General features: G+C 56.1%; 29 protein-coding genes. 14 read left to right on the top strand and 15 right to left on the bottom strand.

Annotated features, from left to right (window positions below; all coding sequences use genetic code 11):
• Nucleotides 1-32: 32 nt before the first annotated feature.
• Nucleotides 33-293, bottom strand: coding sequence for a hypothetical protein (locus GH722_16845; protein ID MRG73440.1), 261 nt, complete (start codon nt 291-293; stop codon nt 33-35).
• A gap of 114 nt (nt 294-407) precedes the next feature.
• Here GH722_16845 and GH722_16840 point away from each other — a divergent pair, with 114 nt between their 5' ends.
• The gene (locus tag GH722_16840; protein MRG73439.1) at nt 408-2,477 is read left to right on the top strand and encodes a tetratricopeptide repeat protein; all 2,070 of its coding nucleotides are present in this window, start codon (nt 408-410) and stop codon (nt 2,475-2,477) included.
• Nucleotides 2,478-2,484: 7 nt separating this feature from the next.
• Here the strand turns inward: GH722_16840 and GH722_16835 are convergent, their stop codons facing one another.
• Nucleotides 2,485-3,366 (bottom strand): hypothetical protein, encoded by an 882-nt coding sequence (locus GH722_16835; GenBank protein MRG73438.1) that lies wholly within the window; start codon nt 3,364-3,366, stop codon nt 2,485-2,487.
• A gap of 124 nt (nt 3,367-3,490) precedes the next feature.
• On the opposite strand from GH722_16835, the gene GH722_16830 reads away from it, so the two are divergent.
• Both GH722_16830 and GH722_16825 read left to right on the top strand, forming a co-directional pair.
• Nucleotides 3,491-4,864, top strand: coding sequence for a methylenetetrahydrofolate--tRNA-(uracil(54)-C(5))-methyltransferase (FADH(2)-oxidizing) TrmFO (locus tag GH722_16830; GenBank protein ID MRG73437.1), 1,374 nt, complete (start codon nt 3,491-3,493; stop codon nt 4,862-4,864).
• A complete protein-coding gene (locus tag GH722_16825) occupies nt 4,839-6,131 on the top strand; it encodes an alkaline phosphatase family protein (GenBank protein ID MRG73436.1) in 1,293 nt (430 codons plus the stop codon). The genes GH722_16830 and GH722_16825 overlap by 26 nt, the downstream gene beginning before the upstream one ends.
• A gap of 31 nt (nt 6,132-6,162) precedes the next feature.
• Here GH722_16825 and GH722_16820 read toward each other — a convergent pair whose 3' ends face one another.
• Nucleotides 6,163-6,675, bottom strand: a complete 513-nt coding sequence (locus GH722_16820) for a GNAT family N-acetyltransferase (GenBank protein MRG73435.1) — start codon at nt 6,673-6,675, stop codon at nt 6,163-6,165.
• Nucleotides 6,676-6,862: 187 nt separating this feature from the next.
• The gene (locus tag GH722_16815) at nt 6,863-7,747 is read right to left on the bottom strand and encodes a squalene/phytoene synthase family protein (GenBank protein MRG73434.1); all 885 of its coding nucleotides are present in this window, start codon (nt 7,745-7,747) and stop codon (nt 6,863-6,865) included.
• Between the two features lie 199 nt (nt 7,748-7,946).
• Between GH722_16815 and GH722_16810 the strand changes: the two genes are divergently transcribed.
• Nucleotides 7,947-8,546, top strand: coding sequence for a superoxide dismutase [Fe] (locus tag GH722_16810; GenBank protein MRG73433.1), 600 nt, complete (start codon nt 7,947-7,949; stop codon nt 8,544-8,546).
• Between the two features lie 101 nt (nt 8,547-8,647).
• Here the strand turns inward: GH722_16810 and GH722_16805 are convergent, their stop codons facing one another.
• Nucleotides 8,648-9,106 carry a winged helix-turn-helix transcriptional regulator gene (locus tag GH722_16805; GenBank protein MRG73432.1) on the bottom strand — a complete coding sequence of 153 codons (459 nt, stop codon included), beginning with the start codon at nt 9,104-9,106 and terminating at the stop codon, nt 8,648-8,650.
• A 161-nt stretch (nt 9,107-9,267) separates the two neighbouring features.
• Here GH722_16805 and ald point away from each other — a divergent pair, with 161 nt between their 5' ends.
• Nucleotides 9,268-10,389, top strand: coding sequence for an alanine dehydrogenase (gene ald, locus GH722_16800; GenBank protein ID MRG73431.1), 1,122 nt, complete (start codon nt 9,268-9,270; stop codon nt 10,387-10,389).
• Between the two features lie 17 nt (nt 10,390-10,406).
• Here the strand turns inward: ald and GH722_16795 are convergent, their stop codons facing one another.
• A complete protein-coding gene (locus GH722_16795; protein MRG73430.1) occupies nt 10,407-11,096 on the bottom strand; it encodes a DUF2786 domain-containing protein in 690 nt (229 codons plus the stop codon).
• Between the two features lie 141 nt (nt 11,097-11,237).
• Between GH722_16795 and GH722_16790 the strand changes: the two genes are divergently transcribed.
• A complete protein-coding gene (locus GH722_16790) occupies nt 11,238-12,455 on the top strand; it encodes a winged helix-turn-helix domain-containing protein (protein ID MRG73429.1) in 1,218 nt (405 codons plus the stop codon).
• On the opposite strand, the gene GH722_16785 is transcribed toward GH722_16790, so the two are convergent.
• Both GH722_16785 and GH722_16780 read right to left on the bottom strand, forming a co-directional pair.
• Nucleotides 12,456-12,830: a hypothetical protein gene (locus GH722_16785; GenBank protein ID MRG73428.1), complete on the bottom strand. Its 375-nt coding sequence runs from the start codon at nt 12,828-12,830 to the stop codon at nt 12,456-12,458.
• A 12-nt stretch (nt 12,831-12,842) separates the two neighbouring features.
• Complete coding sequence (locus GH722_16780; protein MRG73427.1) at nt 12,843-13,724, bottom strand: universal stress protein; 882 nt, start codon at nt 13,722-13,724, stop codon at nt 12,843-12,845.
• Nucleotides 13,725-13,857: 133 nt separating this feature from the next.
• On the opposite strand from GH722_16780, the gene GH722_16775 reads away from it, so the two are divergent.
• Nucleotides 13,858-15,081 carry an amino acid permease gene (locus GH722_16775; protein ID MRG73426.1) on the top strand — a complete coding sequence of 408 codons (1,224 nt, stop codon included), beginning with the start codon at nt 13,858-13,860 and terminating at the stop codon, nt 15,079-15,081.
• On the opposite strand, the gene GH722_16770 is transcribed toward GH722_16775, so the two are convergent.
• Nucleotides 15,046-16,599: an AMP-binding protein gene (locus GH722_16770; GenBank protein MRG73425.1), complete on the bottom strand. Its 1,554-nt coding sequence runs from the start codon at nt 16,597-16,599 to the stop codon at nt 15,046-15,048. The genes GH722_16775 and GH722_16770 overlap by 36 nt on opposite strands.
• 49 nt (nt 16,600-16,648) lie before the next feature.
• The gene (locus GH722_16765; protein ID MRG73424.1) at nt 16,649-16,933 is read right to left on the bottom strand and encodes an antibiotic biosynthesis monooxygenase; all 285 of its coding nucleotides are present in this window, start codon (nt 16,931-16,933) and stop codon (nt 16,649-16,651) included.
• 144 nt (nt 16,934-17,077) lie between these two features.
• Between GH722_16765 and GH722_16760 the strand changes: the two genes are divergently transcribed.
• The gene (locus tag GH722_16760) at nt 17,078-17,761 is read left to right on the top strand and encodes an FCD domain-containing protein (protein ID MRG73423.1); all 684 of its coding nucleotides are present in this window, start codon (nt 17,078-17,080) and stop codon (nt 17,759-17,761) included.
• Between the two features lie 12 nt (nt 17,762-17,773).
• Here the strand turns inward: GH722_16760 and GH722_16755 are convergent, their stop codons facing one another.
• The 3 genes from GH722_16755 to GH722_16745 all read right to left on the bottom strand — a co-directional run bounded on the left by GH722_16755 (nt 17,774) and on the right by GH722_16745 (nt 19,515).
• The gene (locus GH722_16755) at nt 17,774-18,616 is read right to left on the bottom strand and encodes a TSUP family transporter (protein ID MRG73422.1); all 843 of its coding nucleotides are present in this window, start codon (nt 18,614-18,616) and stop codon (nt 17,774-17,776) included.
• Nucleotides 18,617-18,765: 149 nt separating this feature from the next.
• A complete protein-coding gene (locus tag GH722_16750; GenBank protein MRG73421.1) occupies nt 18,766-19,182 on the bottom strand; it encodes a hypothetical protein in 417 nt (138 codons plus the stop codon).
• A 42-nt stretch (nt 19,183-19,224) separates the two neighbouring features.
• On the bottom strand, nt 19,225-19,515 hold the full coding sequence (locus GH722_16745) for a hypothetical protein (GenBank protein MRG73420.1): 291 nt from the start codon (nt 19,513-19,515) through the stop codon (nt 19,225-19,227).
• Nucleotides 19,516-19,880: 365 nt separating this feature from the next.
• On the opposite strand from GH722_16745, the gene GH722_16740 reads away from it, so the two are divergent.
• Nucleotides 19,881-20,768, top strand: coding sequence for an OmpA family protein (locus GH722_16740; protein MRG73419.1), 888 nt, complete (start codon nt 19,881-19,883; stop codon nt 20,766-20,768).
• A gap of 51 nt (nt 20,769-20,819) precedes the next feature.
• Here the strand turns inward: GH722_16740 and GH722_16735 are convergent, their stop codons facing one another.
• Nucleotides 20,820-21,071 carry a hypothetical protein gene (locus GH722_16735; protein MRG73418.1) on the bottom strand — a complete coding sequence of 84 codons (252 nt, stop codon included), beginning with the start codon at nt 21,069-21,071 and terminating at the stop codon, nt 20,820-20,822.
• Between the two features lie 272 nt (nt 21,072-21,343).
• Here GH722_16735 and GH722_16730 point away from each other — a divergent pair, with 272 nt between their 5' ends.
• From GH722_16730 to GH722_16715, 4 genes are all read left to right on the top strand, one after another.
• Nucleotides 21,344-21,889, top strand: a complete 546-nt coding sequence (locus GH722_16730) for a sigma-70 family RNA polymerase sigma factor (protein ID MRG73417.1) — start codon at nt 21,344-21,346, stop codon at nt 21,887-21,889.
• A gap of 25 nt (nt 21,890-21,914) precedes the next feature.
• Nucleotides 21,915-22,112: a hypothetical protein gene (locus GH722_16725; protein MRG73416.1), complete on the top strand. Its 198-nt coding sequence runs from the start codon at nt 21,915-21,917 to the stop codon at nt 22,110-22,112.
• 103 nt (nt 22,113-22,215) lie between these two features.
• Nucleotides 22,216-22,674: a hypothetical protein gene (locus GH722_16720; GenBank protein MRG73415.1), complete on the top strand. Its 459-nt coding sequence runs from the start codon at nt 22,216-22,218 to the stop codon at nt 22,672-22,674.
• A gap of 56 nt (nt 22,675-22,730) precedes the next feature.
• Entirely contained in the window at nt 22,731-23,093 is a 363-nt protein-coding gene (locus GH722_16715) for a DUF4112 domain-containing protein (GenBank protein MRG73414.1), read from the top strand.
• A 58-nt stretch (nt 23,094-23,151) separates the two neighbouring features.
• Here GH722_16715 and GH722_16710 read toward each other — a convergent pair whose 3' ends face one another.
• Nucleotides 23,152-23,382, bottom strand: coding sequence for a hypothetical protein (locus tag GH722_16710; GenBank protein ID MRG73413.1), 231 nt, complete (start codon nt 23,380-23,382; stop codon nt 23,152-23,154).
• 212 nt (nt 23,383-23,594) lie between these two features.
• On the opposite strand from GH722_16710, the gene mmsA reads away from it, so the two are divergent.
• A complete protein-coding gene (gene mmsA / locus GH722_16705; GenBank protein ID MRG73412.1) occupies nt 23,595-25,091 on the top strand; it encodes a CoA-acylating methylmalonate-semialdehyde dehydrogenase in 1,497 nt (498 codons plus the stop codon).
• Nucleotides 25,092-25,175 lie beyond the last annotated feature (84 nt).

Below are 25,175 nucleotides of genomic sequence, written 5' to 3'. Positions count from 1 at the left end.
TGCAGAGGGCGGTGTTGTTCTGACGGATGTTCTTAAATCCGGAGCGTTCCAGCAGTACGAAAGGCTTTCAGGATCAGCGCATGGCCGCAGCCGATATCGAGAACTTTTGCCCCCTGCTGAATATGATGATGGTCGATCAGTGCGGGCACCATGCGGGCTGGGATCGACAGACGGGGCGCTCCCAGCGGTTCCGGATAGATATCCCTGATGCGCTGATTCAGGAAGGCATCGAGGCGGGTATAGTTGCGTATGGTCGGTTTCCATCTGTGTGGCGGGCAGCAAAAAACTAGCATTGAACTGATGATCACGCACGGCACAGGAAACTGACGGTTTCTCTTCTGCTGTATGCGGTTGCCGGTCGTGGTATTTATCGAGTCTCTCAAATCACCCACGACCCGATAGAGTGAATGTCGACAGCGGCTGAAAAACTACGCGAAACCGAACGCGGTCTGGAACAGCGTCAGGCAGACTTTGAGATGGTTTGTCTGGCCTTGCAGCAGGATGACCGTGCGGCTGCGGTTGCGGCTATCCGGCGCGTCATGGCGGCACATTCTATTCGCCCGGAATGGGACAAGTTCCGGCAGATGACTGCACTGATGAACCGGGCGAATGCGACACTGGATGAGGAGCCGTCTTACAACCTTGCGGCAGCAGACATCCCGGTTGCCTTTGCCGGGCTGGCAGAGCGGTGGCCAAAATACTGGCCGTTGCTTGAGGCGGAACAGACGACGACCGGAAACCTGATGGCAGCAACGGCTGCCCTGTTGTTTGCGCGGACCAGCCCTTATCGCGGACTTGATCTGGCCCGTGATGCGGCACTGCGGAATGATCTGGACGCACCGTCGCTGAATGCCTGCGGGAATATGCTGCTGGAAGGTGGCGAGCCTGAGGCGGCACTGGCCGCTTACCGCAAGGCATCGGTCGTCGAGCCCCGGAATCCGGCTATCTGGAGCAATCTGGGACGGGCGCTGGAAGGTGTCGATCAGGTTGATGAGGCGCTGCAGGCGCATCGTAATGCCGTGGCCCTTATGCCGGAACATCCGGAAATTGCCTTCAACTACGGCAACCTGCTGACCCGCGTCTGGCGTCTCGATGATGCCGAGCGGGAGTTGCGGCGAACCCTGTCTATCAAACCGGATCATTATCCGGCTATGCTGGCGCTGGCCAATAACCTGCAGGCAATGCGCCGTTGTGGTGAGGCGGCAGATATTTACGCCCGTGTGTTGCGTGCGCGGCCTGACGATCCGCTGGTCTGGTCTAACTATCTGATGAACCTGCCCTATCTGCCGACACTGGGAACTGACAAGGTACTGGCTGAACATCGGCGCTATGCCGGGACTTTGGAACAGGACGTGCCGGTATCCGTGCCTGTAAGACATTCGCGTGCGGGGCGCCGGTTACGGGTTGGCTATTTTGCGGCCTATTATCGTAACCATCCGGCGGGCTGGCTGAGCGAAGCCGCAATTGCTGCCCATGACCCGGGCCGGGTCGAGATTTATTTCTATATCAACAACCGCAGTGAAGATGGTGCGCTGGACCGTCTCGCTCCGGGACTTGCTGCCGTGCGTGATATTTCCGGATTTGATGATGCTGCGGCGGCTGATCTGATCGCAGAGGATGAACTGGATCTGCTGATCGATCTGTCCGGGCATACCCGCGATAACCGGCTGGCTGTTCTGGCCCGGAAACCGGCACCTGTGATTGCGGCCTGGCCAGTCTCCTACTGGAACACGACGGGATTGACCGCGGTCGACTGGCTGATTGGTGACCCGCTGCTGACACCGGCGAAGGCGGAAGAAAATTTTGTCGAGAAGATTGCCCGTCTGCCTGATGCCAGCATCTGCTATCGCCCGCCGGAACATGCACCGGATGTAGCGACACTGCCGATGCTGGCAAACGGCTTTGTGACCTTCGGTTGCTTCAACCGGCTGGCAAAGATCAATAATGCTGTGATTACAGCATGGTCGGCCATAATGGCCCGGCTGCCAGAGGCTCGCCTGCGGCTGCAATGCCGGTCGCTGGATACACCGGGTGTTGCGGATGATATTCTCGGAAAGTTCAGGGAACTTGGGATTGCCGGTGACAGAATTGATCTGATCGGTCGCCGCTCACACGCAGACTTGCTGGCGGATTACGGCAAGATCGATCTGGTGCTGGACCCCTTCCCCTGGACTGGCTCCATCGTTACCTGCGAAGCGATGTGGATGGGCGTGCCGACCATAACGCAGTATGGCGACAGTATCGTCTCGCGTTACAGCATGACCTACCAGAAGGTCGCCGGGCTGGATGGATTCTCGGCTGAAAGTATCGAGGATTACGTCACACTTGCCGTGCAATGGTCGAAGCGTGCAGAGGATCTGGCGTTATTGCGGGAGAGATTGAGGGCTCAGGTCGCCGGGTCACCGCTTTGTGACGGTCCGGGTTTTGCCCGTAATCTGGAAAACCTGTTTGAGATGATGACGGCTGACCGGGGCTGAACCCGTGTTAGCGCAGCCAGGGTGTCAGATCGACGCCGGTCGCCTCAATTGACGAACGGCGCTGCTGGTCTTCCGTTATCGGAATGCCGGTCGTATTCCCGATGTCGGACTGCACCGCATAGCGTACATCAGCACGGGTCGGTGGCACGTATGGTTCGGGCGTCGCATACCGGCTTGAATAGGCGGATGTCGATGTCTGTTGCGAATAGCCGGTTGTCGGGCTGGTTTGCCGCCAGGGCAGAACTTCCGATGTGCCGGGCGTCACGGCGGCCCCGCCAGGCGCTGGCGACCAGGGAAAGACGGAAGGGCCTGCTGCTGGTCCGGTTGTCTGCTGGTCGGCCCAGACAGCGGTTGCCGGCGGCGTGACGGGTGGCCGGGCGTCGGCGGCGTCTGCCAGCAATGTTTCCGGAAACCGGGGTGGTTCGGCACCGGGAAGAATCAGCCGGTTGAACTCATCAAACATCGCCTTGAAATCGGTAGCTTCCTGTCCGGCACAAGGCGATGGCCCGCTGCGCAGCTGCAGTGCCTGAAGGCCAGCATCGAAAAAATTCATATATTCTGCGATATCGGCAGAATTGAGGCCCTTGGATTCAAGAAACTGCAGCAGATCTGGCCGGGAGGCGGATGTGTCCAGCCCGCATTGCCGGGCACGATAGACCATCGGCACAGCGATCAGTGCCGGCGTCATGGACGGGTCCATATAGATTTTCCCGTCATAGACCATATCAGCCATAAGCTGGTCCTTGCGGGCCTGAACCAGCAACTGATCGAACCGGATAAAGGCGTTGTCATCAGGCTCGGGAACGATGGCTGTAGGCTGGTCATGCAGACAGCCGCCCGCCAGCAGCAGCGCAATCGCTCCGGAAAAATGTGCAGCAAGTCGCCGCATTTGCTTCGCCCTCAAAATCAGCATCTCTATGCAACGCCTTCAAATATAAGAAATCAAGCCTTTCCGGTTGAAAGCGCTGTGGCGGTGGATACAGTCGCGGACACAAACAATCAGGCAGAAAATAATGACAGACAGGATCGAGCCGGTTCACGTCATTGGCGGCGGTCTTGCCGGCAGTGAAGCCTGCTGGCAACTGGCCCGTGCCGGTGTGCCCGTAATCCTCCATGAAATGCGGCCCGTTCGCAAAACGGATGCCCATGCGACGGAGGGACTGGCAGAACTGGTATGCTCCAATTCATTCCGCTCCGATGACCATGAATATAATGCGGTTGGCGTGCTGCATGAGGAGATGCGCCGTGCCGGATCGCTGATTCTGCGGTCGGCGGATCAGCACAAGGTTCCGGCCGGCGGGGCGCTGGCCGTTGACCGTGAGCATTTTTCCGACGCGGTGACCGCAGCGCTTGAAGCCGAGCCACTGGTCGATATCCGCCGTGAAGAAGTGGATGCCCTGCCACCGGCGGACTGGAGCAGTGTGATTCTGGCAACCGGCCCGCTGACCTCCGATGCGCTGTCGGCAGTTATCGGCGGCCTGACCGGGGCTGATGAACTGGCGTTTTTTGATGCCATTGCGCCGATTATCTATAAAGAATCCATCGACTTCTCCAGCGCCTGGTATCAGTCGCGGTATGACAAGCCCGGCCCCGGCGGCACAGGTAAGGATTACATCAACTGTGCGATGACAAAGGACCAGTACAACAACTTCATAGATGAGTTGCTGGCCGGTGAGAAAACCAGCTTCAAGGAATGGGAGGAGAACACTCCCTATTTTGAGGGATGCCTGCCGATTGAAGTAATGGCAGAACGCGGTCGCGAAACTCTCTCCTTCGGACCGATGAAGCCGGTTGGCCTGACCAATCCACATAGTGACGAGCGGTCACATGCTGTTGTCCAGTTGCGGCAGGACAATGCGCTGGGCACGCTCTACAACATGGTCGGATTTCAGACGAAGCTGAAATATGCTGAGCAGACCCGGATATTCCGGATGATTCCGGGGCTGGAAAAGGCAGAGTTTGCACGACTTGGCGGACTGCACCGCAATACCTTCATCAACAGCCCGAAACTGCTCGATCCGGCTTTGCGGCTGCGCAATCAGCCCCGGATTCGTTTTGCCGGGCAGATAACCGGTGTTGAAGGCTATGTGGAAAGTGCTGCTATTGGCCTGCTGGCCGGGCGTTTTGCAGCGGCAGAGCGTCTGGGTCGCGATATCTCCTTCCCGCCGGAAACGACGGCTCTTGGCGGGTTGCTGTCGCATATCACGGGCGGCGCGGATGCAGAGACATTCCAGCCCATGAATATCAATTTCGGTCTGTTGCCGCCGCCACAACCGCCAGAAGGCAAACGCAAGATCAAGGGACGCGATCGCAAGAAAGCCATGAGTGACCGTGCCCTGACAGATATCGGCACCTGGCTTGATGATTCACATATGGCAGCGGAGTAAGCAGATGGCACGGGCCGTTGTTCTGATCGTTGATGGTTTGCGTGGTGATATGGTTCGCCCGGAACTGACACCGAATCTGGCTGCCCTGGCGGCAGCCTCCCGCCATTATCCAAACCACAGGGGTGTGTTTCCGTCTGCAACGCGGATTACGTCAGCCTCCATATCAACCGGCTGTCTGCCGGGCGCTCATGGCCTTCAGGGCAATGCGATTGCCATTGATGAAGGTCAGGGCCTGCAGGCGGTATCCGTTGGTCCGCCGGAATTCCGGGAACGCTGGCGGGCGGCGACGGGCCGGACATTACATCGTCCGACCCTGACGCAGGTTCTGAAAGATAAGGGCGGTGCCGTCATTCATACCAATTCCTCGGCAGGTGCGGCGCATATGCAGGACCCGGATGGTCATGGAACCCTGTTTCATCGCTCCGGGTCGTGGCGGCCGGGTTTTGAGCCGGTTACCGGTGATGAACATCCCGCCGTTGCTTATGACGCAGGCGGGGATGCAGAAGTGACCCGGCGGTTCTGTGACTGGCTTCGTGACGGCCCTGTCTCTGCGCTCAATCTGCTGTGGATTTGTGAGCCGGATCATTCGCAGCATGTGCAGGAACTGGGGTCAGCAGATCATCTGGCGAACATCGCCGGTGCGGACAGCCGGGCCGGAGAGGTCATGGCGGCGGTTCAGGGCCTGCGTGACCGGGGTGAGGACGTGCTGTTCATCGCCGGATCCGATCACGGTCATGAAACGGCACGAAGTGTGGTGCCGGTGACGGAAATGCTGGTGGAACAGGGCTTCAAGGAAAGCCCGGTCTCCAGTGATGTGGTGCTTGGCTCCAGCGGAATGGGCGCCCTGCTCTACTTCGCGCCGGAGGCTTTGTCGCGTGTTGATGACATCGCCGGCTGGCTGCGGGCACAGGCCTGGTGCGGCGATGTCTTTGCGGGTGAGGAGCTGGCTGCTGCCGGGCATCGTGTCGATACACCGATGCAGATTGCCTTCTCCATGGCAAAGTCCGGTGAAGCCAATCGTTTTGGCGTGCCGGGGCTGGGGGATGTCTGCGGTGATCCGTTCAGCCCGAAAGACAGTACCGGCTTTGGCCAGCATGGCGGTCTCGGCCCGTATGAAACCAACCCGATGCTGATCGTCTCTGGCCGGGGTTTTGCGACTGGTGTGAGTGATCATCAAAGCTCGGTCACCGATATCACGCCGACAGTGCTCCGTCATCTCGATGTTGATGGCCCGGCAATGGACGGCTCGCCCCTGCAGGGGCTTTAACCCGGGTCAGGCCAGACTGGTCAGGACCATGTCACGCTGCGGCACATCGAACTGACCCCCAGTGGCGAATTTCGCCGCTGGTGTGAGCCAGAGTGCCTTCACTCAGTTCCCGTAACTGAAGCCGGTTCTGATCCTCGTCCGGCATCCAGATTCCGCAAGGTGACGCCGGATGAAAACCGAACCGTTTGTAATAGTTTGGATCGCCAACCAGAACAGTTAGCCCGTGCCCCATGCTCGTCGCCAGATTGAGGCTGTGATGCATCAGGCTGGCGCCAATGCCGCGACCATGAAGCGCCGGATCAACCGCAATCGGTCCCAGCAACAGGACCGGATCTGGCGAGGCGCCGATCAGTACCGGGTAATAGGCGATTGAGCCCAGCAAGGTGCCCTGAGAGCGGGCGACAAAAGACAAGCCGGGAACCGGATCGACGCCAACCCGGTAACGATAAGAGGTCTTGGCATGCCGGTTCGGGCCAAAAGCAGTATCAAGCAGGTTTTCGATGGCCGGAAGGTCAGCCGGCTGAGTCGCGGAAAGTTCAAACATCTGGAAGGTCGTCCCGTGGTCAGATTGACAGTAAAGTCAGCACGGGCTCGTCAGGGCGGAGGCGTGCGGTTAGCGCCGGTCAGTGACCGGCGTGCAGATTCGTCGTCGCAGCGCACTCATGAACATGGTTTCTTCCCTAATCAGTAAAGCGTCATTACCGTGATGTTGTTTCCACGTCAAGAAATCATCAGTAACGACCGATGGTTGCGCGCAGCCAGAGATTGGCCGCCAGCATTGGTGAGGCAGTCAGTATGGCCCGGCTGGCCGGATCATAACCGGCTTTCGCAATACGTTTGAGATTGGAGGCGGCAACACTGGTCAGCAGCAACAGGGGCATGGCCGCCCTGCCCTGCCTTGTCCGTGCTTTCCGGGCCTGGCGGATCAGTTTATCTGCGGTCCGGGCGATCCGGGAAACGGCGACCTTGAGTTCTTCGCTGGACCGCAGTTCAAACAGATCATCCAGACCGGCACCGGATTCGGCAATGACATCATCCGGGATGAAGCGCCGCCGGTCCCGTGAATGGAAAGGTATGGCCCGGATCAGACCGACAACCGCATGGGCAGTTCCTGCATCTTCGACTGCTTTCAGTGTGTCCGGATCATCGATATCCAGCAGGCTGGCGGCAGTGAGGCCCAGTTTGCCCGATGTTTTTCTGGCGTAAGCGACCAGTTCGTCCAGTGTCGCGGGCGCTGTTTCATCCAGATCAAACTCGCGGGCATCAATCAGCGGGCGAAGGCTGTCGATTTTCAGACCTGACTGCTGTGCGCGATACAGAGCTTCGACAACTTCATGTTTGCGTGGTTCGTTGGCTTCGATCCCATCGAGCGCCTCACGCCACCATTGCAGGCGGATTCGTCCGACCATCGGTTCGCTGACGCTCTCCCGCGTCTTCGCGATCTCATGGTTGAAGGCATAGAGGGCGAACAGGTTCTCTCGTATGGCAGGCGGTGCAAACAGCGCGGTCAGGAAGCGGTCACGGTCATATCGCCGGATTTCTGCGGCACAATAGGATAACGCTGGTTCATCTGGCATCGGCTGCCACTCCTGTTGATCTGTCGTTTTGTGTGGCATTGACTTGTGGAAAACAGATTAGTTATAAGAATATAACATTTGACGTGACCTTACGGGCAAACAGGTAATTATCGTAAAGATCGGGGTGATACCCGGAAAAACCGTCCTAAACCGGGAAACCGGGCTTCAAATTTCGGGCCGGAGGTTCTATGTGTCTCCCGTAGTCTTGTAACTGACAACCAAACAAAGAAGAGGCATCATGGCATTCTCACTCCCCGATCTGCCGTACGCGCAGGACGCTCTCGAGCCGCATATCACTGCGAACACGCTCAGCTTCCACCACGGCAAGCACCACAACACCTATGTCGTTAATCTGAACGGCATGATCAAGGACGGCCCGATGGCCGACGCCTCGCTGGAGGAAATCATCAAGGCTTCGGCTGGCGATGCTTCGAAGGCCGGTGTTTTCAATAACGCAGCCCAGATCTGGAACCACACCTTCTACTGGCATTCGATGAAGCCGGGTGGCGGCGGTAAGCCGACAGGCGCGCTGGCAGCGAAGATCGACGAAGATTTCGGTTCCTACGACAAGTTCGTTGAAGAATTCAAGGCAGCGGGTGCCACGCAGTTCGGCTCCGGCTGGGCATGGCTGGTTCTCGACGGCGGCAAGCTGAAGGTCACGAAGACCCCGAATGCAGACCTGCCGATGGCTCATGGCCAGACTGCCCTGCTGACCTGCGACGTCTGGGAACATGCTTACTATCTCGACTTCCAGAACCGTCGTCCTGACTATCTGTCGACTTTCCTCGACAGCCTGGTCAACTGGGACTTCGCAGCGGAAAACCTCGCGAAAGCGTAATTTCCGAGAATATCGCCGGCCTCCGTGCCGGACTGGAAACGGGCTCCTTCACAGGGGCCCGTTTTTTGTTGTCTGCTCCCGTTCCGGAATGTGTCAGGCCATTACAGATGGAAGGCTGTTTTCTTGCAGACCGTTCTCAGGACAAAGCTGGAACGGGTCCGCTCCAGTCCCGGTAATTGCGCCAGATTCTTGTGAATGCGTTCGAAGTCGGCTGTATCGGCTGCAGCAACCCGGAGCATGTAATCGGACGATCCGGACATCAGATAACATTCCATGACATCGGGCAATTCAGCGACAGCTGCTTCAAAAGCCCGGAGAGCCTCGTCGCGCTGTGAGGCAACGGTAATTTCGACAAAGATATCTGATGGCTTCCCGATGGCTGTCTGATCGAGAAGTGCGACATAGCTGTCGATCACCCCCTCATCCTCCAGCCGCCGGACACGCCGCAGACAGGCAGAGGGGGACAGGTTTATCTGTTCGGCCAGATCAGCGTTCGATATTCGTCCTTCGGTCTGAAGTAAATTCAGAATCTTGCGGTCTGTCAGGTCAATTTCTGTCATCGAATAATCTCTCTCTATCTGTCGGTTTATCCGCAGGATATTCGCATAAATCGGACAATTCTGATTATCTTAGCAAGGACATTCTGGTTTTCGACGCGATACGCTCTACTTGAATGGGAAGGAGTTTGTTTCCCGCAGCACCGAATTCGGAGGTTCCAGAGATGCATGTCGGCGTTCCAAAAGAGACCAAGACCCATGAAAACCGCGTTGGCCTGACCCCTGAATCGGTCGCAGAACTCACGCGTCGCGGGCACCGGGTGACGGTCGAGACCAATGCCGGCCAGGGCATCAGCAAAACCGATGACGACTATCGCTCTGCCGGTGCCGAAATCTCCGGCGATGCTGCTGCCATCTTTGCTGAAGCAGAGATGATCATAAAGGTGAAGGAGCCACAGGCGGCTGAACGTCGGATGCTGCGTGAAGGTCAGATTCTCTTCACTTATCTGCATCTGGCTCCGGATGCGGAACAGACGCGGGATCTGGTTGATAGTGGTGCAATCTGTATTGCATACGAGACTGTAACCGGTGCTGACGGGCGGGGTCTGCCATTGCTGACCCCGATGTCGCAGGTCGCCGGTCGCCTGTCCATTCAGGCCGGGGCTCATGCAATGGAATGGATCAATGGTGGCCGGGGTCTTTTGCTGGGCGGCGTGCCCGGCGTTCGTCCGGCAAAAGTAACGGTTATCGGTGGCGGGGTTGTTGGTGAAAATGCGATTCAGATGGCGATTGGTCTGGGGGCGGATATCTCGGTGCTGGACCGGGATGTCACCGTGCTGGACCGTCTTTCCCATCGTTATGGCCCTGCCCTGACGACACTTTATTCAACCGCCGCAGCCCTTGAAGAAGAAGTGCTGTCGGCAGATCTGGTGATTGGTGCCGTGCTGGTTGCTGGTGCGGAAGCCCCGAAACTGGTCACGGCTGACATGGTCAGACGCATGAAGGCGCGTGCGGTGATGGTTGATGTGGCTATCGATCAGGGAGGCTGTTTCGAGACATCAAAGGCGACAACTCATGTCGAGCCAACCTATGTGGTTGATGATGTCGTTCATTATTGTGTAGCGAACATGCCAAGTGCGGTTCCCGGAACATCAACCTATGCGCTGAACAATGTCACCCTGCCCTATGCACTGGCACTGGCAGACAAGGGATATGCAGATGCTCTGCTCTCAATTCCGGGTTTCCTGCCCGGACTGAATGTGTACCGGGGACAGGTTACCTGTCAGGCAGTTGCTGAGGAACTGGGGTACGGTCATGCGGACGCCCGTAAGGTTCTGACGTCCTGACGGCAGCGGCTGTCTGCTCAGCCCTTGCCAATCTGTTTACGGAAGAAGCCGGTTTTTACGGCATCCATCAGCCGGACAACGCCAGCAGCCGCATGACCGGCTGCACGGGCGTCCCAGTGGCGCAGGCGCTGGTTACGGTGCTGGACAGTACGGGCATCGGGCACCCTCTCCTCCAGTGCGTTGCAGGCAAGGGCATAGGTTTCCTCATCATGGGCCTGCTTCATGCGTTTCCAGAGCATGCGGCTCAGTCGCTCGACCATGGCTTCGGTAAATTCAGCGGTAGCCTGTCGTTTGGCCTGAGGGTTTCGTTTTGACTGGTAGATCCGACCCTCCCTGAATGTCTTCAGCCCGTCTTCCACTGCGCGGTTCAGCACCTCCGTCAGGTAAACGGCAATATCCGGTCCGGGAGCCTTGCCGATATAGCGGACGGTCATCGTGCGGTCGGACTCCGGCTGAAAGAACACGGCTGTATTGGTCGACATGGAGACCCAGCGCCATAACCGGTCACGGGGCGTCAGGCGTTTGCCATGCTTGACGATACTCGCTTCATCAAGACTGGTGACAGTTTCACTGAGACCGTGGCGCAGCATCAGGTCCAGTGCCTTTTCTGCCGCGACGGCGGCTTCGGCCTCCGTGCAGCCATTTTCGACAGTCATGGCCCGCAGGCGGCGTATACGGTCGCGAATCTGTTCGATGTCAGTGGTCAAGGCTGGTCCGGTATCGGATGAAGACTCCGATCTTCATTTCAGACTCAGGCACCCGGTGCAACAATCGGATTGCGCCGGGGCGATTATTGTCATGCTTTCTGTCCCGGCTTCTCTTCCGGAATATGGCAGGCTAGGTTTTGGATTATGGATCATCTCAGCATCAAACAGGCGCGTCGGATTACGCTGGCAGCTCAGGGGTTTATTCCGACCCGCCGTCGTGGCCGGCGCATAGACCGGCGGCATTTCGATGCTGTTCTGGGCGATCTGCAGCTTTTGCAGATTGATTCGGTGAATGTGCTCGAACGTTCACATTACCTGCCGCTGTTTTCGCGCCTCGGCAATTATCGCAAAAGCCTGCTGGATGAGGCGGTTGACGGCCCTCCCCGAAAACGCGGTTATTTCGAGTACTGGGCGCATGAGGCGTCGATTCTACCGCTGGATTTTCAGCCTCTGTTTCGCTGGCGAATGCAGGATGCACTGGATGGTTTGGGACCGTGGAAAGGCATTGCCCGGTTTGGCCATGAAAAACAGTCCTATGTCAGCGAGGTGCTGGCGATGGTCCGAGATCAGGGGCCGGTTCGGGTGGCGGATATTTCCGGAGGGGAAAAGCGTAAAGGTTCCTGGTGGGGCTGGCAGGATTCAAAAATCGCAATGGAATGGCTGTTCTGGACCGGACGGGTTACGTCATCCCGCCGGGTTAATTTTGAACGGCATTATGACCTGACAGAACGGGTTATCCCTGCGGATATCTTCAACCAGCCGACACCGGACGCGGCCGAGGCACATCGCAGGCTTTTGCGTCTGGCGGCTGCAAGCCTGGGCGTTGCGACGGAACCTGACCTTCGTGATTACTTCCGGCTGTCAGCGGCGCAGTCCAGACCACGGGTTGCCGAACTTGCGGAAGCGGGCGACCTGATCCCCGTTACGGTTCAGGGCTGGGACCAGCCGGCCTGGCTCTGGCGGGATTATGTGCTGCCGGGGCGTGCCACCTGTTCTGCCCTGCTGTCACCGTTTGATCCGCTGGTATGGTTTCGCCCGCGAACAGAGCGCCTGTTTGATTTTCACTATCGGCTGGAAATCTATACCCCTGCCGAAAAACGTCAGTTCGGCTATTACGTCCTGCCTTTCCTGCTGGGTGACAGTCTGGTTGGACGGGTTGATCTGAAAGCAGACCGGGCGGCAGGCATTTTGCGCGTCAGGGGCGCCTATGCTGAACAGTCTGTGCGCCGGGATGATGTGGCGATTGCTCTGGCAGAGGAACTGCGGCTGATGGCAGACTGGCTGAATCTGGAGGCTGTCGCAGTTGAAGAACAGGGGAATTTGGCCCCTGCCCTTCGACAATGTTGCGCCCGTATGTGATCAGGAAACCTGTGAGACAGCTGCGACACGGAATGTGCGCATATGGTCGTCATGTTCCTTGATTGACACATACTCTCCTTCGACAAACCGGTGATCGCCGAAACGGTAGCCGGTTTCATCATCATCTGCGTCACCATTGATATCATAATGGAACGCCCATGATCCTCCCGGTTTACGGACGAGATGACCGACTTCGTCATCACTGTTCCCCCAGAAGCGTCTGACTCTGCAACTGGCTTTCAGGGTCCTGAACTGTTTTGCCTCTATCAGATGGTTGGCATCCAGCGGCGCAACGAATTCATAGCCGTGTGTGGTGCTGCCATTCGGGAAATCATGATCGCGGGCCAGCTCAAGTCTGATTTTACTAAGCGACATGCCTGCTTCTCCCTAATGCGACATCAGCAGCGGTGTCGTCATGTTTTTCAGCATATGCCGCGAGACGCCGCTGAAGATGAATTCCGCAAAACGGGTATGTCCGTAGGCACCCATTACCAGCAGGTCGGCATTGGCATCTGCCAGCCGGGCAAGCAGTTCGTCGCCCGGATGCAGGCTGCTGCCGGATGACATGGAAACGTCACAGGTAACGCCGTGACGGGCGAGAGCCGTTGCGATTTCACTCCCAGGAATGAAGGTCTGGCCATTCTTTTCACTCGATTCGACAGACAGAATTGTGACCATCTCTGCGAGTTTCAATGCAGGCAGGGCATCGAAAGCGGCGCGGGCGGATTCACGGCTGCCGTTCCAGGCCAGCATGATATGCCGGCCAAAATCACGGGCACCGCTGAAGGCCGGAACGATCAGAACCGGTCTGCCACAACCGATCAGCAATTCTTCCGCAACACCGGCATAGTTCGGGTCCGGGTTTTCACTGTCGGTCTGTGGTGCAATTAGAATGTCGGCCATCCGGGCCTGCTGTACGATCTCGTTTGCCGTCTGGTAGTAGCCGGTATCGGCATGGCGCCATTCCGCGCTGAATGGCTGTCCTGCCATCGCTTTTTCGAATTTGGCATGAATGCCGTCGGCTTCTTCCTTAAAGGTTTCTGCGTGAGCCTTGAGGATTTCAGCTGTCATGCCGGGACCCACATCCGGGAAAACCTGAACTTTCGGTGTGACAAACAGGCCGATGACATGGCTGCCGTGGCTGGTTGCCAGTCTGACAGCCGCTTTGATCAGACCGTCAGCACTTTTCTCATTGTTGAAATAAACAAGAACGGTTTTGTAGGACATCTTGTCCTCCCAATTGTGGCTTGATGGTCGGATGTTAGTCATGCAGCGATGATGACGCCTTGATCCGTATCAATTGCCCCGCATTTCTTTCGTCAATCCCATTGCGATGCATCAATGCCGGTCACCGGTTTGAATGCAATGGTTCCCGTTACATCCATCCCGTTGGGAAACAAACATGCAGAAGCCTGTTGCCTTGCGACGGCGGTTGGGCCTGACATTGCTGGTACTCTATGGCGTCGGCGTGACGGTTGGTGCCGGTATTTATGTGCTGATTGGTGCCGCAGCACGTGAAAGCGGTATGAATGCGCCGATTGCTTTTCTGGTTTCTGCCTTTGTGATGTCCTTTACTGCGGCATCATTTGCCGAATTGTCCGCCCGGTTTCCCGTTAGCGCGGGAGAAGCAGCATATGTCCAGGCGGGATTCGGCTCAGACATCCTGTCACTCGTCACAGGTGCTCTGGTTGTCGGCGCAGGTATTGTTTCGTCCGCCGCAATAACCGTTGGTTCCGTCGGCTATATTTCTGAATTCACATCTCTATCGCCGGTCTTGCTGAAGACCGCCGTGGTGCTGGCTGTCTGTGCCGTTGCCTGCTGGGGTATTCTGGAGTCCGTTGTCCTCGCCGCAGTATTCACCGTGATCGAAGTTGGCGGTCTTGTGGTGATTGTCATTGCGGGTCTGGCTGCTGATCCGGGGATGATCCTCAGGATAAGCGAGGTTCTGCCGTCAGTTGGCGACATGCCGGCTCTTGTTGGCATTGGCAGCGCCGCATTGATCGCCTTCTTCGCCTTTATCGGCTTTGAAGACATGGTGAATGTCGCTGAAGAGACGGTTGATCCAGTCCGAAACATGCCCCGTGCTATTGCCCTGACACTTTTCATTACAACGCTGGTCTATTTCTGTGTCGTGTATGTTGCCGTGATGACGGTATCACCTGCGGAACTGGGAGTATCTGAGGCACCGCTGGCAGTTGTCGCGGCGAGAGTTGGGAGCATCAGTCCGGTGGTGATAACCGGCATTGCGATTATGGCGACTCTGAATACGATCATCATTCAGATCATCATGGCGTCCCGGGTGATCTATGGTGTGGCAGATCGCGGGCAGTTACCGGGATTTCTTGCCCGGATCAATCCGCTGACCCGGACACCGGTAATCGCAACAATATTGGTCTCCGTGATCGTTCTTGTGCTGGCACTGGGCTTCAATGTTGAGCGTCTGGCGGCGACGACATCGCAGATTGCGCTCACAGTTTTCACTATTGTGAACCTGTCGCTTATCCGGCTCAAGATGCGTGAAAACGCTCCGTTTGTTCCACTGAATTTGCCAATGTGGGTGCCTGTATCAGGTGTGATCTGCTGTCTCGGGTTACTGGCTGTCGATATCGCTCAGGTTTGGGTATGATTCGAGCAACTGGCGTTTGACGATCTTGCCATAGGCATTTTTCGGCATTTCCTGAACAAAAACATACTGTTTGGGGCGTTTGAAGCGGGCGATATGGGTCAGGCAATACTGATCCAGGCGTTGTTCCAGGGCAATCGGGTCAATGCTGCTTTCAGGAAGGACGAAGGCGACAACACGTTCTCCCCATTCCTGATCCCTGACCCCGACAACCGCCGCTTCCCTGACATCGGAATGTGAGGTCAGGACATTTTCCACCTCAATGGGATAGATGTTTGTGCCGGCACTGACGATCAGTTCCTTTGCTCTGCCTTTCAGGGTCAGTAATCCCCGGTCATCCAGTGTGCCGAGATCTCCTGTCAGTAGCCATCCGTTCCGGATTGACTGCCGGGTTGCTACAGGATTGTTCCAGTAGCCGGGCATCACAGTAGCACTGGATACCGCGATTTCTCCGGTCTCACCGGGAAGGGCGTCATCTCCTGCCTCGTTCAGAATTCTGACTTCTGTGCCGGTAAAAGGCGCGCCCACGCTCTCCAGATAGCCTGTGTCATTTGCCATCAGGGCAGCGGTCATGTTTCGCCGGCTCATCGATGTAATGGTCATCGGGCATTCGCCCTGTCCGTAAATCTGGGCGAACTTCGGCCCGAACAGATCGGCAGCGGCGCGGAGGTCATCAAGATACAGCGGCCCGCCGCCATAGACGATCGTTCGCAGATTCTGATGATCCGGATTGCTGGCCCGGGCTCTCGCTGTCAGACGCGATACCATGGTCGGGGCTGCAAACATGCTGGCATCAGGCCATTTGGTCAGCAGGTCAAAAAAGGCGGCTTCATCAAAGCCACCGCTGTCCGGCATTACCTGTACGCCGCCAGCAGCCACAAATGGCAGGGCATAGAGGCCTGACCCGTGCGACATCGGTGCCATATGCAGGATGGCGGCACCGGGCGCGACAGAATCGACATCGCTGAAATAGGCCTGTGTCATCGACAGCAGATTGCCATGACTGATCATCGCCCCTTTTGGCTGGCCGGTGGTTCCACTGGTGTAAAACAGCCAGGCCAGATCATCCGGTGAGCGTGTGATCAGGTCTGCCGGGTCTGAGGCTTGCAGATCCGTGAGGCCTCCGTGGTCGGCGATGATGACCTGTCTGAGGGTTCCGGACGGGGCCTCCATGCCGGTCAGCAGTGGCGCTGTTTTCGGGCAGCCAAAGCAGAGTTTGGCGCCGCTGTTCTCCAGAATGTAGCAAATTTCTTTGCTGTGCAGTTTGGCATTCACGGCGACGATGGCCGCACCAGCCCACCAGCAGGCAAAGGCAATCAGGGCGTAATCCGGCCGGTTCGACATACAGATTGCAACACGGTCGCCCGGGGTAATGGCGAACCGCATCTTCAGCCCCTGCCCCAGATGCGCCGCATTGCGGGCAAAGTCCGAATAGCTGGCAATCACCTGTTCGTTCAGCGCAAGGGCGGGCCGGTCTCGATAAAGACCGGCTGCACGCTGGAGAAAACGGGCGATGTTCATGGGCGGGCTGTCTGCCTGTTGAATATCCGCTCAGATTGTTTCGTAAGGGCTACTGACGTTTCCAGGTCTCAACAGATTTTCCGGTGACCCAGGGCGTGACCTTTTCATTGAAAGACTTGAAATGATCGGAATCCAGATGGGTCTGGAAGGCAGCGGCATCCGTGTACAATTCGTACAGAAAGAACCGGTTGGGATGCTGTTCTGATGTGCAGACATCGAAATAATGGCAGTCGGATTCCAGTGCCAGCGAGTTGGCAGCCTGTGCCATCATTGCTTCATAAAAATCCGCCCGCCGTTGCGGCTGAACATCAAACCAGACCAGGACAGCATGCATTCGTCGTTCCCTCATACCTTGTTCATTGCTAGAATCATATCAGACGCATAATCAGGCATCTGCAGATGATCAGTTTGCTGTAACAAACATGATCGCACAACGTCTGGTGATAATAATGAATGCGATGGAGGAGACGGGTTTCGCATGGATGTCACGGAACGAACCGGTTCGCGAATTCCCTATGCCGAACAGGCTTACCGGGAACTTAAACGCCGCATTCTGGATAACGAGTTATCGCCGGGAGCAAATTTGCTCGAACAGGAAATAGCTGCCGAGCTGGGGATGAGCCGAACCCCCGCCCGTGAAGCTATGATGCGTCTTGCAAATGAAGGACTGGTTGAGGTCAAGCCCCGGCATGGCATGCGGGTGCTGCCGATTTCTGCTGATGACATGGAAGAGATCTATCTGGTTCTGACATCGCTGGAATCGACCGCAGCTGCAGAAGTCGCAAAACGCGGGCTCTCTGTGGAAGAGTTCGAAGCACTGGAAAAGGCTGTCAGCGATATGGATGATGCGCTGGTCAGCGACGATTTATCTGCCTGGGCAACAGCTGATGAACGGTTTCATCAGTTGCTTCTGAACTACTGTGCCAACCGGCGGCTGATGGCGCTGGTGGAGAATTTCTGGGATCAGGCACACAGGGTCCGGATGGTGACGCTCAAGCTGCGACCGAGGCCGACAAATTCCAACAAGGATCACCGGGAATTACTGGCTGCCATTGCCGCCCGTGATTCGGAAAAAGCGCGGGAAGTACACAGTCGGCACCGGGAGGTAAGCGGCCGGACGCTGGTCGATATTCTGCGAACATCCGGCCTGAACAACGTCTGATCCGCGTGCAGATCAGACGGCGTAGGCCCCGTATATATCATAGAGCATCCGCAAGCCGGTGATCAGCAGAAATATGGCAAAACACAGCCGCAACATGCGGGTGTTAATCGTGTAGGCCAGTTTTGCACCGACCGGTGCCATGAAGACAGACATCGGCACAATCAGCGCAAAGCCGATCAGGTTGATGTAGCCAAGGGAAAAGGGAGGAAGCTCTGCCCTGCCCCAGCCGAAAATCGCAAAGCTGGCAGCACCCGGAATGGCGATGATCAGCCCGATCGCTGAAGCTGTGCCGACAGCTTTGCGAATAGGATAATTAAAGGCTGTCAGGGTTGGTACGGCGAGTGTTCCGCCGCCGATACCCATCATGACCGAGAAAAATCCGATGATGGTTGCAATGATTTGCCGGCCGGGCGCACCGGGCAGCGTTTCGCGCATATGCCATCCATCCGGCCGGAAGGCCATGTTGGCTGCCACGAACAATGCAATGACGGCAAAGATACCGGACAGCACAAGACCATCCAGATTGGCGCCAAGGACGGCCCCGAGGAGGACGCCGAGGGCAATGAAGGGGCCCCAGGATTTCAGGAGGTCAACATCGATCCCACCCTTGCGGTAATGCGCCCGGGCGGACGAGATGGAGGTTGCAACGATTGTCGCCAGTGATGTGCCCACGGCGATATGCATCAGCACTTCCGGGGCAATCCCCAGCAGGGAAAAGGCGTGATAGAGCACGGGCACGATAACAATGCCGCCGCCGACGCCGAGCAGACCGGCCATCAGACCACCAATCACACCGGTGGCGAGCAATGCGGCAACGAGACCGGCGAGAAAAACGGGATCAAATTCTGAAAACATCAGCTGGCAATCACTAGATTCTGTGGAGGGTGGCGACTGATAGCTGTCAGGCAGCCCTCTGTCATGCGCTTTGGCCGGATTTTCATGTAACGGAATCAAAAAAGGCGGATGCCGCCGCGCCCGCCTTTCCGGTATTGATGCCGGTTTACTTACTTACTCAGCTCTTCTGCTGCCGCATCATAGGCGCGTTCCATGTCCTGCATGGATTCCACCATGCTGGCCTTGGCGCTGTCCCAGGCATCAGCCGATGCATTCTTGAATTTTTCAAGATCCCGGGCCACAGCCTCACGCTTGGCAGCAAGGTCGATCTTGACCTCTTCCCACTTCCTGGCCATCGCATCACCGGCGTTGGCCATTTTCTGGTCGAGTTCATCAATCTGACGGTCGAGGTCGTCAGCGCGCTCTTCCAGCCAGGTCACCGCCTCGGTCTTTTGCTCGACGGTGTAGTCCGAAACCTGTTCGTAGGTAACCGGATCTTCCTTTTTGGATTCTGCATGGACTGACGTTGCAACAAGTGTGGTTGCCAGAGCAACGGCGGTGGCAAACTTGAGATAGGTCGGTTTCATGTTCTGGTCCTTTCTTGGGTTCGTCAGGAAAATGTTGCTTGATTAGCCGGAGAGACGATTACGGGCATTCGAGATTGCTTTTCTGAGGTCAAGGTAAGCCATCTCGGCGCTCTGTTTGACCTGCTCCAGACTGGCCTCACCGGAAGCCCGGAGCTTTTCCATCTCAAATCTCGATTTTTCGTACTGGGCGGAAACCTCCCGCCGGAACTCGTCGAGGTCATTTTTGCCGTCAGCCTTGGCGCGCTCGATATCGGCCTCCAGATGCTTCATTTCAGCTTCAATGTCCTTCAGTTCGGCTTTCAGTTTCTGACTGTACTCTTCTGCTTTTGACATGGTGGTCTCCTTATTTCGTGCCCCGCTGTTGAGGCAGTACAGGATAAACGCCAATGATTTTCGGAAGTTCCATGGGAACAAATATAAATAATCAGCGTTCACGCAGTGCATATAAGAAGAAAAGGAGTTTGATATGACTGACCCAGTTAAAATCGAAAAAGAACAGGTACGTCAGGGAGAAACGTCCGGGCGTATGAGAAAGGTTGTTGTTTGCTCAACTGTACTTTCTATCGCTGTCATTTCTGCGGCTGTTTATTTCTCCGCATAAACTTTCTCGGAACTATTTCAACCCCGCCTCGTTAAAGGTCGGGTAAGGCGTCGAACAGGCGCTTCTCCAAATTAATGAAGTAAAAGGAGACCATTCCATGGCCTACCGTAAAATTATCACAGCAGTTGTTGCGTCTTCCCTTGCTGCGGCTTGCAGCACCTGGGATGTCGAGCCCAATATGACGGCGCTTCGCGGTGCTCAGCCGACAGGCTCACAGCATCAGAATGCGCTGGTTGACGAGTATCGCCAGATCGCAGCTTTTGAATATGACAAGATGCAGGATTGGCGGGATGCTGATCGCTGGGCTGAAAAAGGCCTGACAGCCGCTCAAGGCAATGATGTCAAACCGACCACTCTGAAGGAATGGGACTTGCCGGCCGAACATCAGACCGAGCTTTCCATTGCCCGTACCCAGCTGGTTTCAGCGCTTGATGGTGGTGCCCGTACCAAGGCACCGATGGCTGTTGCCGAAGCGCAGGCAAAATTCGATTGCTGGGTCGAGCAGCAGGAAGAAAACTGGCAGACAGCACATATTGCGGCGTGTCGTAACCAGTTCATGGCTGCCATGGACCGGGTCGATACGGCAATGATGGAACCGAAGCCGACGGCAAAGGTTGAGGCGCCTGTATCAGCACCTGCACCGACGTCACTCTTTGAACTGTACTTCCCGTTTGATAGTGCGGTTATCGGAGAGGAAGACCAGACAGCGATTGGCGATGCGATTACGACCTATCGTTCGGATGCCAAGTTTGCCGGTAAGGAGAAGATTCTTATTTCCGGCCATGCAGACAGGGTTGGTCCGCAGGACTATAACCTGGAGCTTTCCAAGAAACGGGCTGAGGCGGTTCGTCAGCAGCTGATGATCGCCGGTATCCCGGAGAAAGACATTACGGTTCTGGCCTTTGGTGAAGTCGATCCGGCGATCAAGACCGATGATGAGGTGAAGAATGCCTGGAATCGTCGCGTCGAAATCCTCGTTGAGTAATCTCTCTGCATTACTGGACGGCAAACGGGGCACCTTCGGGTGCCCCGTTTTTTATTGTCTCCGAAGAACACCAAAGTTGCGCGTATTCCCCCTGCCCGCTTCTGCAGAGATTTTCGGTTCTTGAGCCAGCAGACCGCGGCGCAGAAGTTCTCTGATTGCTGCGGCCCGTGTCGGCAGCCGGTTTTCAAATTTCCAGATATCAATGGCTTCAAGTTCTTCTGGTTCCAGCATGACCTGAAGGCGTTCGGTGCGCTTTTTGCCGCCGGTCACAGCAGTCTGCGTCTGTGGTTGTCCATCAGACATCTCCATCTTTCCACTTGTTTCTGCCCTGACAGCTAATCGTGTTCGGTTGTCTTTTTTTATGAGTAACTTACTCAATTTAAGTAAGCAATGGATTTCCCTGATAATGCGTAATCTGGTTAACTTAATGTATGTGAGTATAGTACATAAATTACATTATATAATATATTACATAATATGTTTATGATGTATAACTAATGTCAGCGGTTTTTATTGTAGTAATAATTTGTTCTGGGTAGATTCTGGTCATCGAACAACACGACTGGAGTCGACAGATGCAAAGCGAAGTCTACGAAATGATCGAAGAACAGTTGCCGAGTATTCGCCGTTATGCCCATGCGCTTGAGCGGAATCCGCATGCTGCTGAAGATCTGATACAGGACTGCGTTGAGCGTGCGCTCTCGCGTCAGGAACAGTTTCAGCCTGGCACCAACCTGCGGACATGGATGTTTACGATCATGCATAACCTGCAGTGCGATCGTAAGCGCAAGGATGTCCGTCGTGGCGTACATGTACCGCTGGAAGAATGGTCAGATGGTGCCAGCACCAATGGTGATCAGCTCGGTTCTCTTGAAATGCGTGATTTCCGCCGGGCCTTTGCCAAGCTTGACGCACGGGATCAGCAGATCATGATCCTTATCGGGATGGAAGGCATGGCTTATGAAGAAGCTGCTGAAGTTCTGGAGATCAAGGTCGGGACTGTGAAGTCCCGTCTGTTCCGGGCCCGTGAGCGTCTCCGGGATATCCAGACTCAGGCCGCAGCGCCGAAAATGCGCCGCCGGCGGGAACAGTCAGCTCATAATGTCGTTCATGCTATGTGAGTTGAATGGATGAGCTGAGGGTCTTTTGAGTGCTGATGACAAGAAATGGTCGGAGGAAGATCTTCATGCCTACATCGATGGTCAGATGCATCGTGACCGTCGATGCGAGTATGAGAAATATCTTGCCACCCGACCGGATCTGCTTCGCCGCATTCATTCCTATCAGTTACAGATAGGCGAGATGTTCAGAGCATTCGGGTCCGCAAAGGACTGGCGTTCATAAACCCGGAGAACCAAGGTTCTTCGGGTTTTTTGTGCCTGCTATCCGGAACCTCCATAACTCCCAGGCGTTTGTCTTATGACATTCATTCCAAAGGAGTTCTTGAATGAGCATCTTCACTTTGCTGAAAGACGACCATGACAGCCTGCGCGAGCGAATCACTGCTGTGCAGCGGGCTAAAGGTCAGGACCGGAAGGTTGTTGCCCGCCATTACGATGATCTGGCGCTTGAGCTGATGGTTCACCATGAAGCGGAACAGCATGTTCTGTTCGCTCATCTCGCCCGGCTGGAGTCGCTTGGCGATCAGGCGCTGCATGCGGTTGAAGAGCATGGTGAACATCGCAAGCTGATCGAAATGATGCAGGAGACACCGTCTTTCGGCGACGAATGGTGGAACTCGTTCGATGAGCTTGCCCATGATATTCTTCATCATCTTGACGAGGAAGAAGAGGATATCTTTCCGCTGGCGGAGAAAAACCTGCATTCAAAGACGATCGAAGAACTTGGTCAGGCCTATGGGGCTTCAAAAGGTGGCCATAAAACCCAGATGCAGAGAAGCGCCTGACTGAAAGTGGATTTTCAGGATGAAGACGGGATGCCATACAGAGAGCTGATGGAGACATGATGACAGATCACCGGCACCATCGCCTGGCCCGGATGGACCGTCTCAGCCACCTTCTCGACAACCAGTTCCGGATTCCCGGGACTGGTTTTCGATTCGGGCTGGATGGACTGCTGGGGTTGCTGCCAGGTGCAGGCGACCTGGTGGCTGCGGCGCTATCTGCCTATGTCATCATCGAAGCCCGCCGTGCCGGCGTTCGTGTCCCTGCCCTGATAAGAATGGGGATCAATGCTGGAGCTGATCTGGTGATTGGCTCTGTTCCCCTGCTGGGGGATGCCGTTGATTTTTTCTGGAAGGCAAACCGTGCCAATTTACGTCTGGCGCAGAAAGATATTGAAGCCCAGGAACGAAAGAATCGCTGATTCCAGGCATAAAAAAGCGCCCACCGGAGTGAGCGCTTTTTTAACCTGTTCGGGACAATCAGTTATTTTTGTCCATCTTGTCCTTAACATAACCGGCGCCGGCACCAACCGCACCACCGATTGCGGCGCCGCAGGAGACACACCCGCCGGTGATTGCTGTACCTGCAGCACCCACTGCGGCACCTATTGCGCCACCGCTGACGACTTTCTGTTCCTGTGCAGACATACCAGAGCAGGCCGAAACAAGGAGGGCTGTGCCTGTGGCTGCGACAATTGCGAACTTACGCATGATAAATTCTCCTTCATCTGTAAAAGCCAGCCGTTGTCCCGGCTGATGTCGGCATTGCCAACATTAAGACAGGAACGCTCTGTGCCGGTGTTTGTTCCGAAATAAATGACACGGTTGGCCCTAAAACCTTCCTCTTCACATTGCTAGGCTGCATCACTAGTCTTCTGGATGAATTGATGCTGGCCCAAGCGGTCGCACGAACGGGGGTAAATATGACGATCAGGCTTTCACATTTTGTCGGCGGTGTTTCAAAGTCCGGTTCGGAACGAACGGGGCCGGTCTTCAATCCGTCGACCGGAGAGCATTTTGCGGATGTTGAACTGGCTTCCGCAGCCGAGGTCGATGCCGCGGTGCAGATCGCCCATGAAGCCTTCCGGGAATGGTCGGAATGGACACCGATCCGGCGTGCACGGGTTATGTTCAAATATCGCGACCTCGTCGAAAAGAATATGGGTGAACTGGCAGAACTGGTTGGCCGTGAGCACGGGAAGACCCTTCCGGATGCGGCGGGTTCTGTACAGCGCGGGCTGGAAGTTGTGGAGTTTGCCTGTGGTATTCCGCAGTTGCTGAAAGGTGAATTCTCGGAACAGGTCGGCGGCGGTATTGACAGCTTTAACATGCGTCAGCCGCTGGGTGTCTGTGCGGGTATCACGCCGTTCAATTTTCCGGCGATGGTGCCGATGTGGATGTTCCCGGTTGCTCTGGCCTGCGGTAACACATTCATTCTCAAGCCGTCAGAGAAAGACCCCTCCTGCCCGATTCGGCTGGCTGAACTGATGACGGAAGCTGGCGCACCTCCGGGTGTTCTGAATGTCGTCAATGGTGACAAGGAAGCCGTTGACGCCCTGTTGCATCATCCGCTGGTCGAGGCTGTCAGTTTTGTCGGATCAACGCCGATTGCTGAATATATCTATCATACGGGAACCGCGAATAATAAGCGGGTTCAGGCGCTGGGTGGCGCAAAGAACCATATGATCATCATGCCGGATGCTGATCTTGATCAGGCGGCTGATGCGCTGATCGGTGCCGGATTTGGCTCTGCGGGAGAACGCTGCATGGCGGTTTCCGTTGCCGTTCCTGTCGGGGATGAAACCGCAGGTGCGATCCGGGAAAGACTCATTCCCCGAATTCAGACCCTGAAAGTCGGCGCCTACAATGATCCGGACGCAGATTTCGGTCCGTTGAATACCAAAGGTCATATGGAAAAGGTCCGGGGGCTGGTGGATCGCGGTGTCGCGGAAGGTGCGGAACTGGTCGTTGATGGCCGGGATCTTCGCCTGCAGGGCTATGAGAACGGCTATTTCCTGGGCGGTTGCCTGTTCGACCGGGTGACAACCGATATGGATATCTACAAACAGGAAATCTTTGGCCCGGTACTCTCGATGGTTCGTGCGCCGGACTATGATGCGGCGCTCGCCATGGTCAATGATCATGAGTTCGGTAACGGTACCGCAATCTTTACCCGTGACGGTGATGCGGCCCGTGAATTCTCCCGGAATGCCCGGATCGGGATGGTTGGTATCAATGTGCCGATTCCGGTGCCGGTCGCCTATCACAGCTTCGGCGGCTGGAAGCGGTCACTGTTCGGCGATCATCATATGCATGGCCCGGAAGGTGTGCGTTTCTATACCAAGCTGAAAACGGTTACGGCTCGCTGGCCGTCGGGTATTCGCACGGGTGCCGAGTTCACCATACCGACCCTGAACTAACAGCCTCCGGGGTCGGGTCAGTCTCTGAACCGGCCCCGGCACAGGCTTTTCTGAATAATATGTAACCTGCCCGGTTATCTGGCT

This window comes from Alphaproteobacteria bacterium HT1-32, assembly GCA_009649675.1.
Classification (GTDB): domain Bacteria; phylum Pseudomonadota; class Alphaproteobacteria; order Rhodospirillales; family HT1-32; genus HT1-32.
Note: the sequence above shows the minus strand (reverse complement) of the source record. Positions and strands in the feature narration are given on the sequence as shown.

Excerpts from the sequence above, each read along its gene's own strand:
- GH722_16830 (MRG73437.1), top strand. The coding sequence starts at position 3,491 with ATGACAGACAGGATCGAGCCGGTTCACGTCATTGGCGGCGGTCTTGCC.
- GH722_16740 (MRG73419.1), top strand. The coding sequence starts at position 19,881 with ATGGCCTACCGTAAAATTATCACAGCAGTTGTTGCGTCTTCCCTTGCT.
- GH722_16815 (MRG73434.1), bottom strand. The coding sequence starts at position 7,747 with ATGCCACACAAAACGACAGATCAACAGGAGTGGCAGCCGATGCCAGAT.
- GH722_16835 (MRG73438.1), bottom strand. The coding sequence starts at position 3,366 with ATGCGGCGACTTGCTGCACATTTTTCCGGAGCGATTGCGCTGCTGCTG.
- GH722_16755 (MRG73422.1), bottom strand. The coding sequence starts at position 18,616 with ATGTTTTCAGAATTTGATCCCGTTTTTCTCGCCGGTCTCGTTGCCGCA.
- ald (MRG73431.1), top strand. The coding sequence starts at position 9,268 with ATGCATGTCGGCGTTCCAAAAGAGACCAAGACCCATGAAAACCGCGTT.
- GH722_16760 (MRG73423.1), top strand. The coding sequence starts at position 17,078 with ATGGATGTCACGGAACGAACCGGTTCGCGAATTCCCTATGCCGAACAG.
- GH722_16770 (MRG73425.1), bottom strand. The coding sequence starts at position 16,599 with ATGAACATCGCCCGTTTTCTCCAGCGTGCAGCCGGTCTTTATCGAGAC.
- mmsA (MRG73412.1), top strand. The coding sequence starts at position 23,595 with ATGACGATCAGGCTTTCACATTTTGTCGGCGGTGTTTCAAAGTCCGGT.
- GH722_16745 (MRG73420.1), bottom strand. The coding sequence starts at position 19,515 with ATGTCAAAAGCAGAAGAGTACAGTCAGAAACTGAAAGCCGAACTGAAG.
- GH722_16820 (MRG73435.1), bottom strand. The coding sequence starts at position 6,675 with ATGTTTGAACTTTCCGCGACTCAGCCGGCTGACCTTCCGGCCATCGAA.
- GH722_16715 (MRG73414.1), top strand. The coding sequence starts at position 22,731 with ATGATGACAGATCACCGGCACCATCGCCTGGCCCGGATGGACCGTCTC.
- GH722_16825 (MRG73436.1), top strand. The coding sequence starts at position 4,839 with ATGATTCACATATGGCAGCGGAGTAAGCAGATGGCACGGGCCGTTGTT.
- GH722_16765 (MRG73424.1), bottom strand. The coding sequence starts at position 16,933 with ATGCATGCTGTCCTGGTCTGGTTTGATGTTCAGCCGCAACGGCGGGCG.
- GH722_16730 (MRG73417.1), top strand. The coding sequence starts at position 21,344 with ATGCAAAGCGAAGTCTACGAAATGATCGAAGAACAGTTGCCGAGTATT.
- GH722_16845 (MRG73440.1), bottom strand. The coding sequence starts at position 293 with ATGCTAGTTTTTTGCTGCCCGCCACACAGATGGAAACCGACCATACGC.
- GH722_16840 (MRG73439.1), top strand. The coding sequence starts at position 408 with ATGTCGACAGCGGCTGAAAAACTACGCGAAACCGAACGCGGTCTGGAA.
- GH722_16710 (MRG73413.1), bottom strand. The coding sequence starts at position 23,382 with ATGCGTAAGTTCGCAATTGTCGCAGCCACAGGCACAGCCCTCCTTGTT.
- GH722_16805 (MRG73432.1), bottom strand. The coding sequence starts at position 9,106 with ATGACAGAAATTGACCTGACAGACCGCAAGATTCTGAATTTACTTCAG.
- GH722_16780 (MRG73427.1), bottom strand. The coding sequence starts at position 13,724 with ATGACTAACATCCGACCATCAAGCCACAATTGGGAGGACAAGATGTCC.
- GH722_16775 (MRG73426.1), top strand. The coding sequence starts at position 13,858 with ATGCAGAAGCCTGTTGCCTTGCGACGGCGGTTGGGCCTGACATTGCTG.
- GH722_16785 (MRG73428.1), bottom strand. The coding sequence starts at position 12,830 with ATGTCGCTTAGTAAAATCAGACTTGAGCTGGCCCGCGATCATGATTTC.
- GH722_16735 (MRG73418.1), bottom strand. The coding sequence starts at position 21,071 with ATGTCTGATGGACAACCACAGACGCAGACTGCTGTGACCGGCGGCAAA.
- GH722_16750 (MRG73421.1), bottom strand. The coding sequence starts at position 19,182 with ATGAAACCGACCTATCTCAAGTTTGCCACCGCCGTTGCTCTGGCAACC.
- GH722_16720 (MRG73415.1), top strand. The coding sequence starts at position 22,216 with ATGAGCATCTTCACTTTGCTGAAAGACGACCATGACAGCCTGCGCGAG.
- GH722_16810 (MRG73433.1), top strand. The coding sequence starts at position 7,947 with ATGGCATTCTCACTCCCCGATCTGCCGTACGCGCAGGACGCTCTCGAG.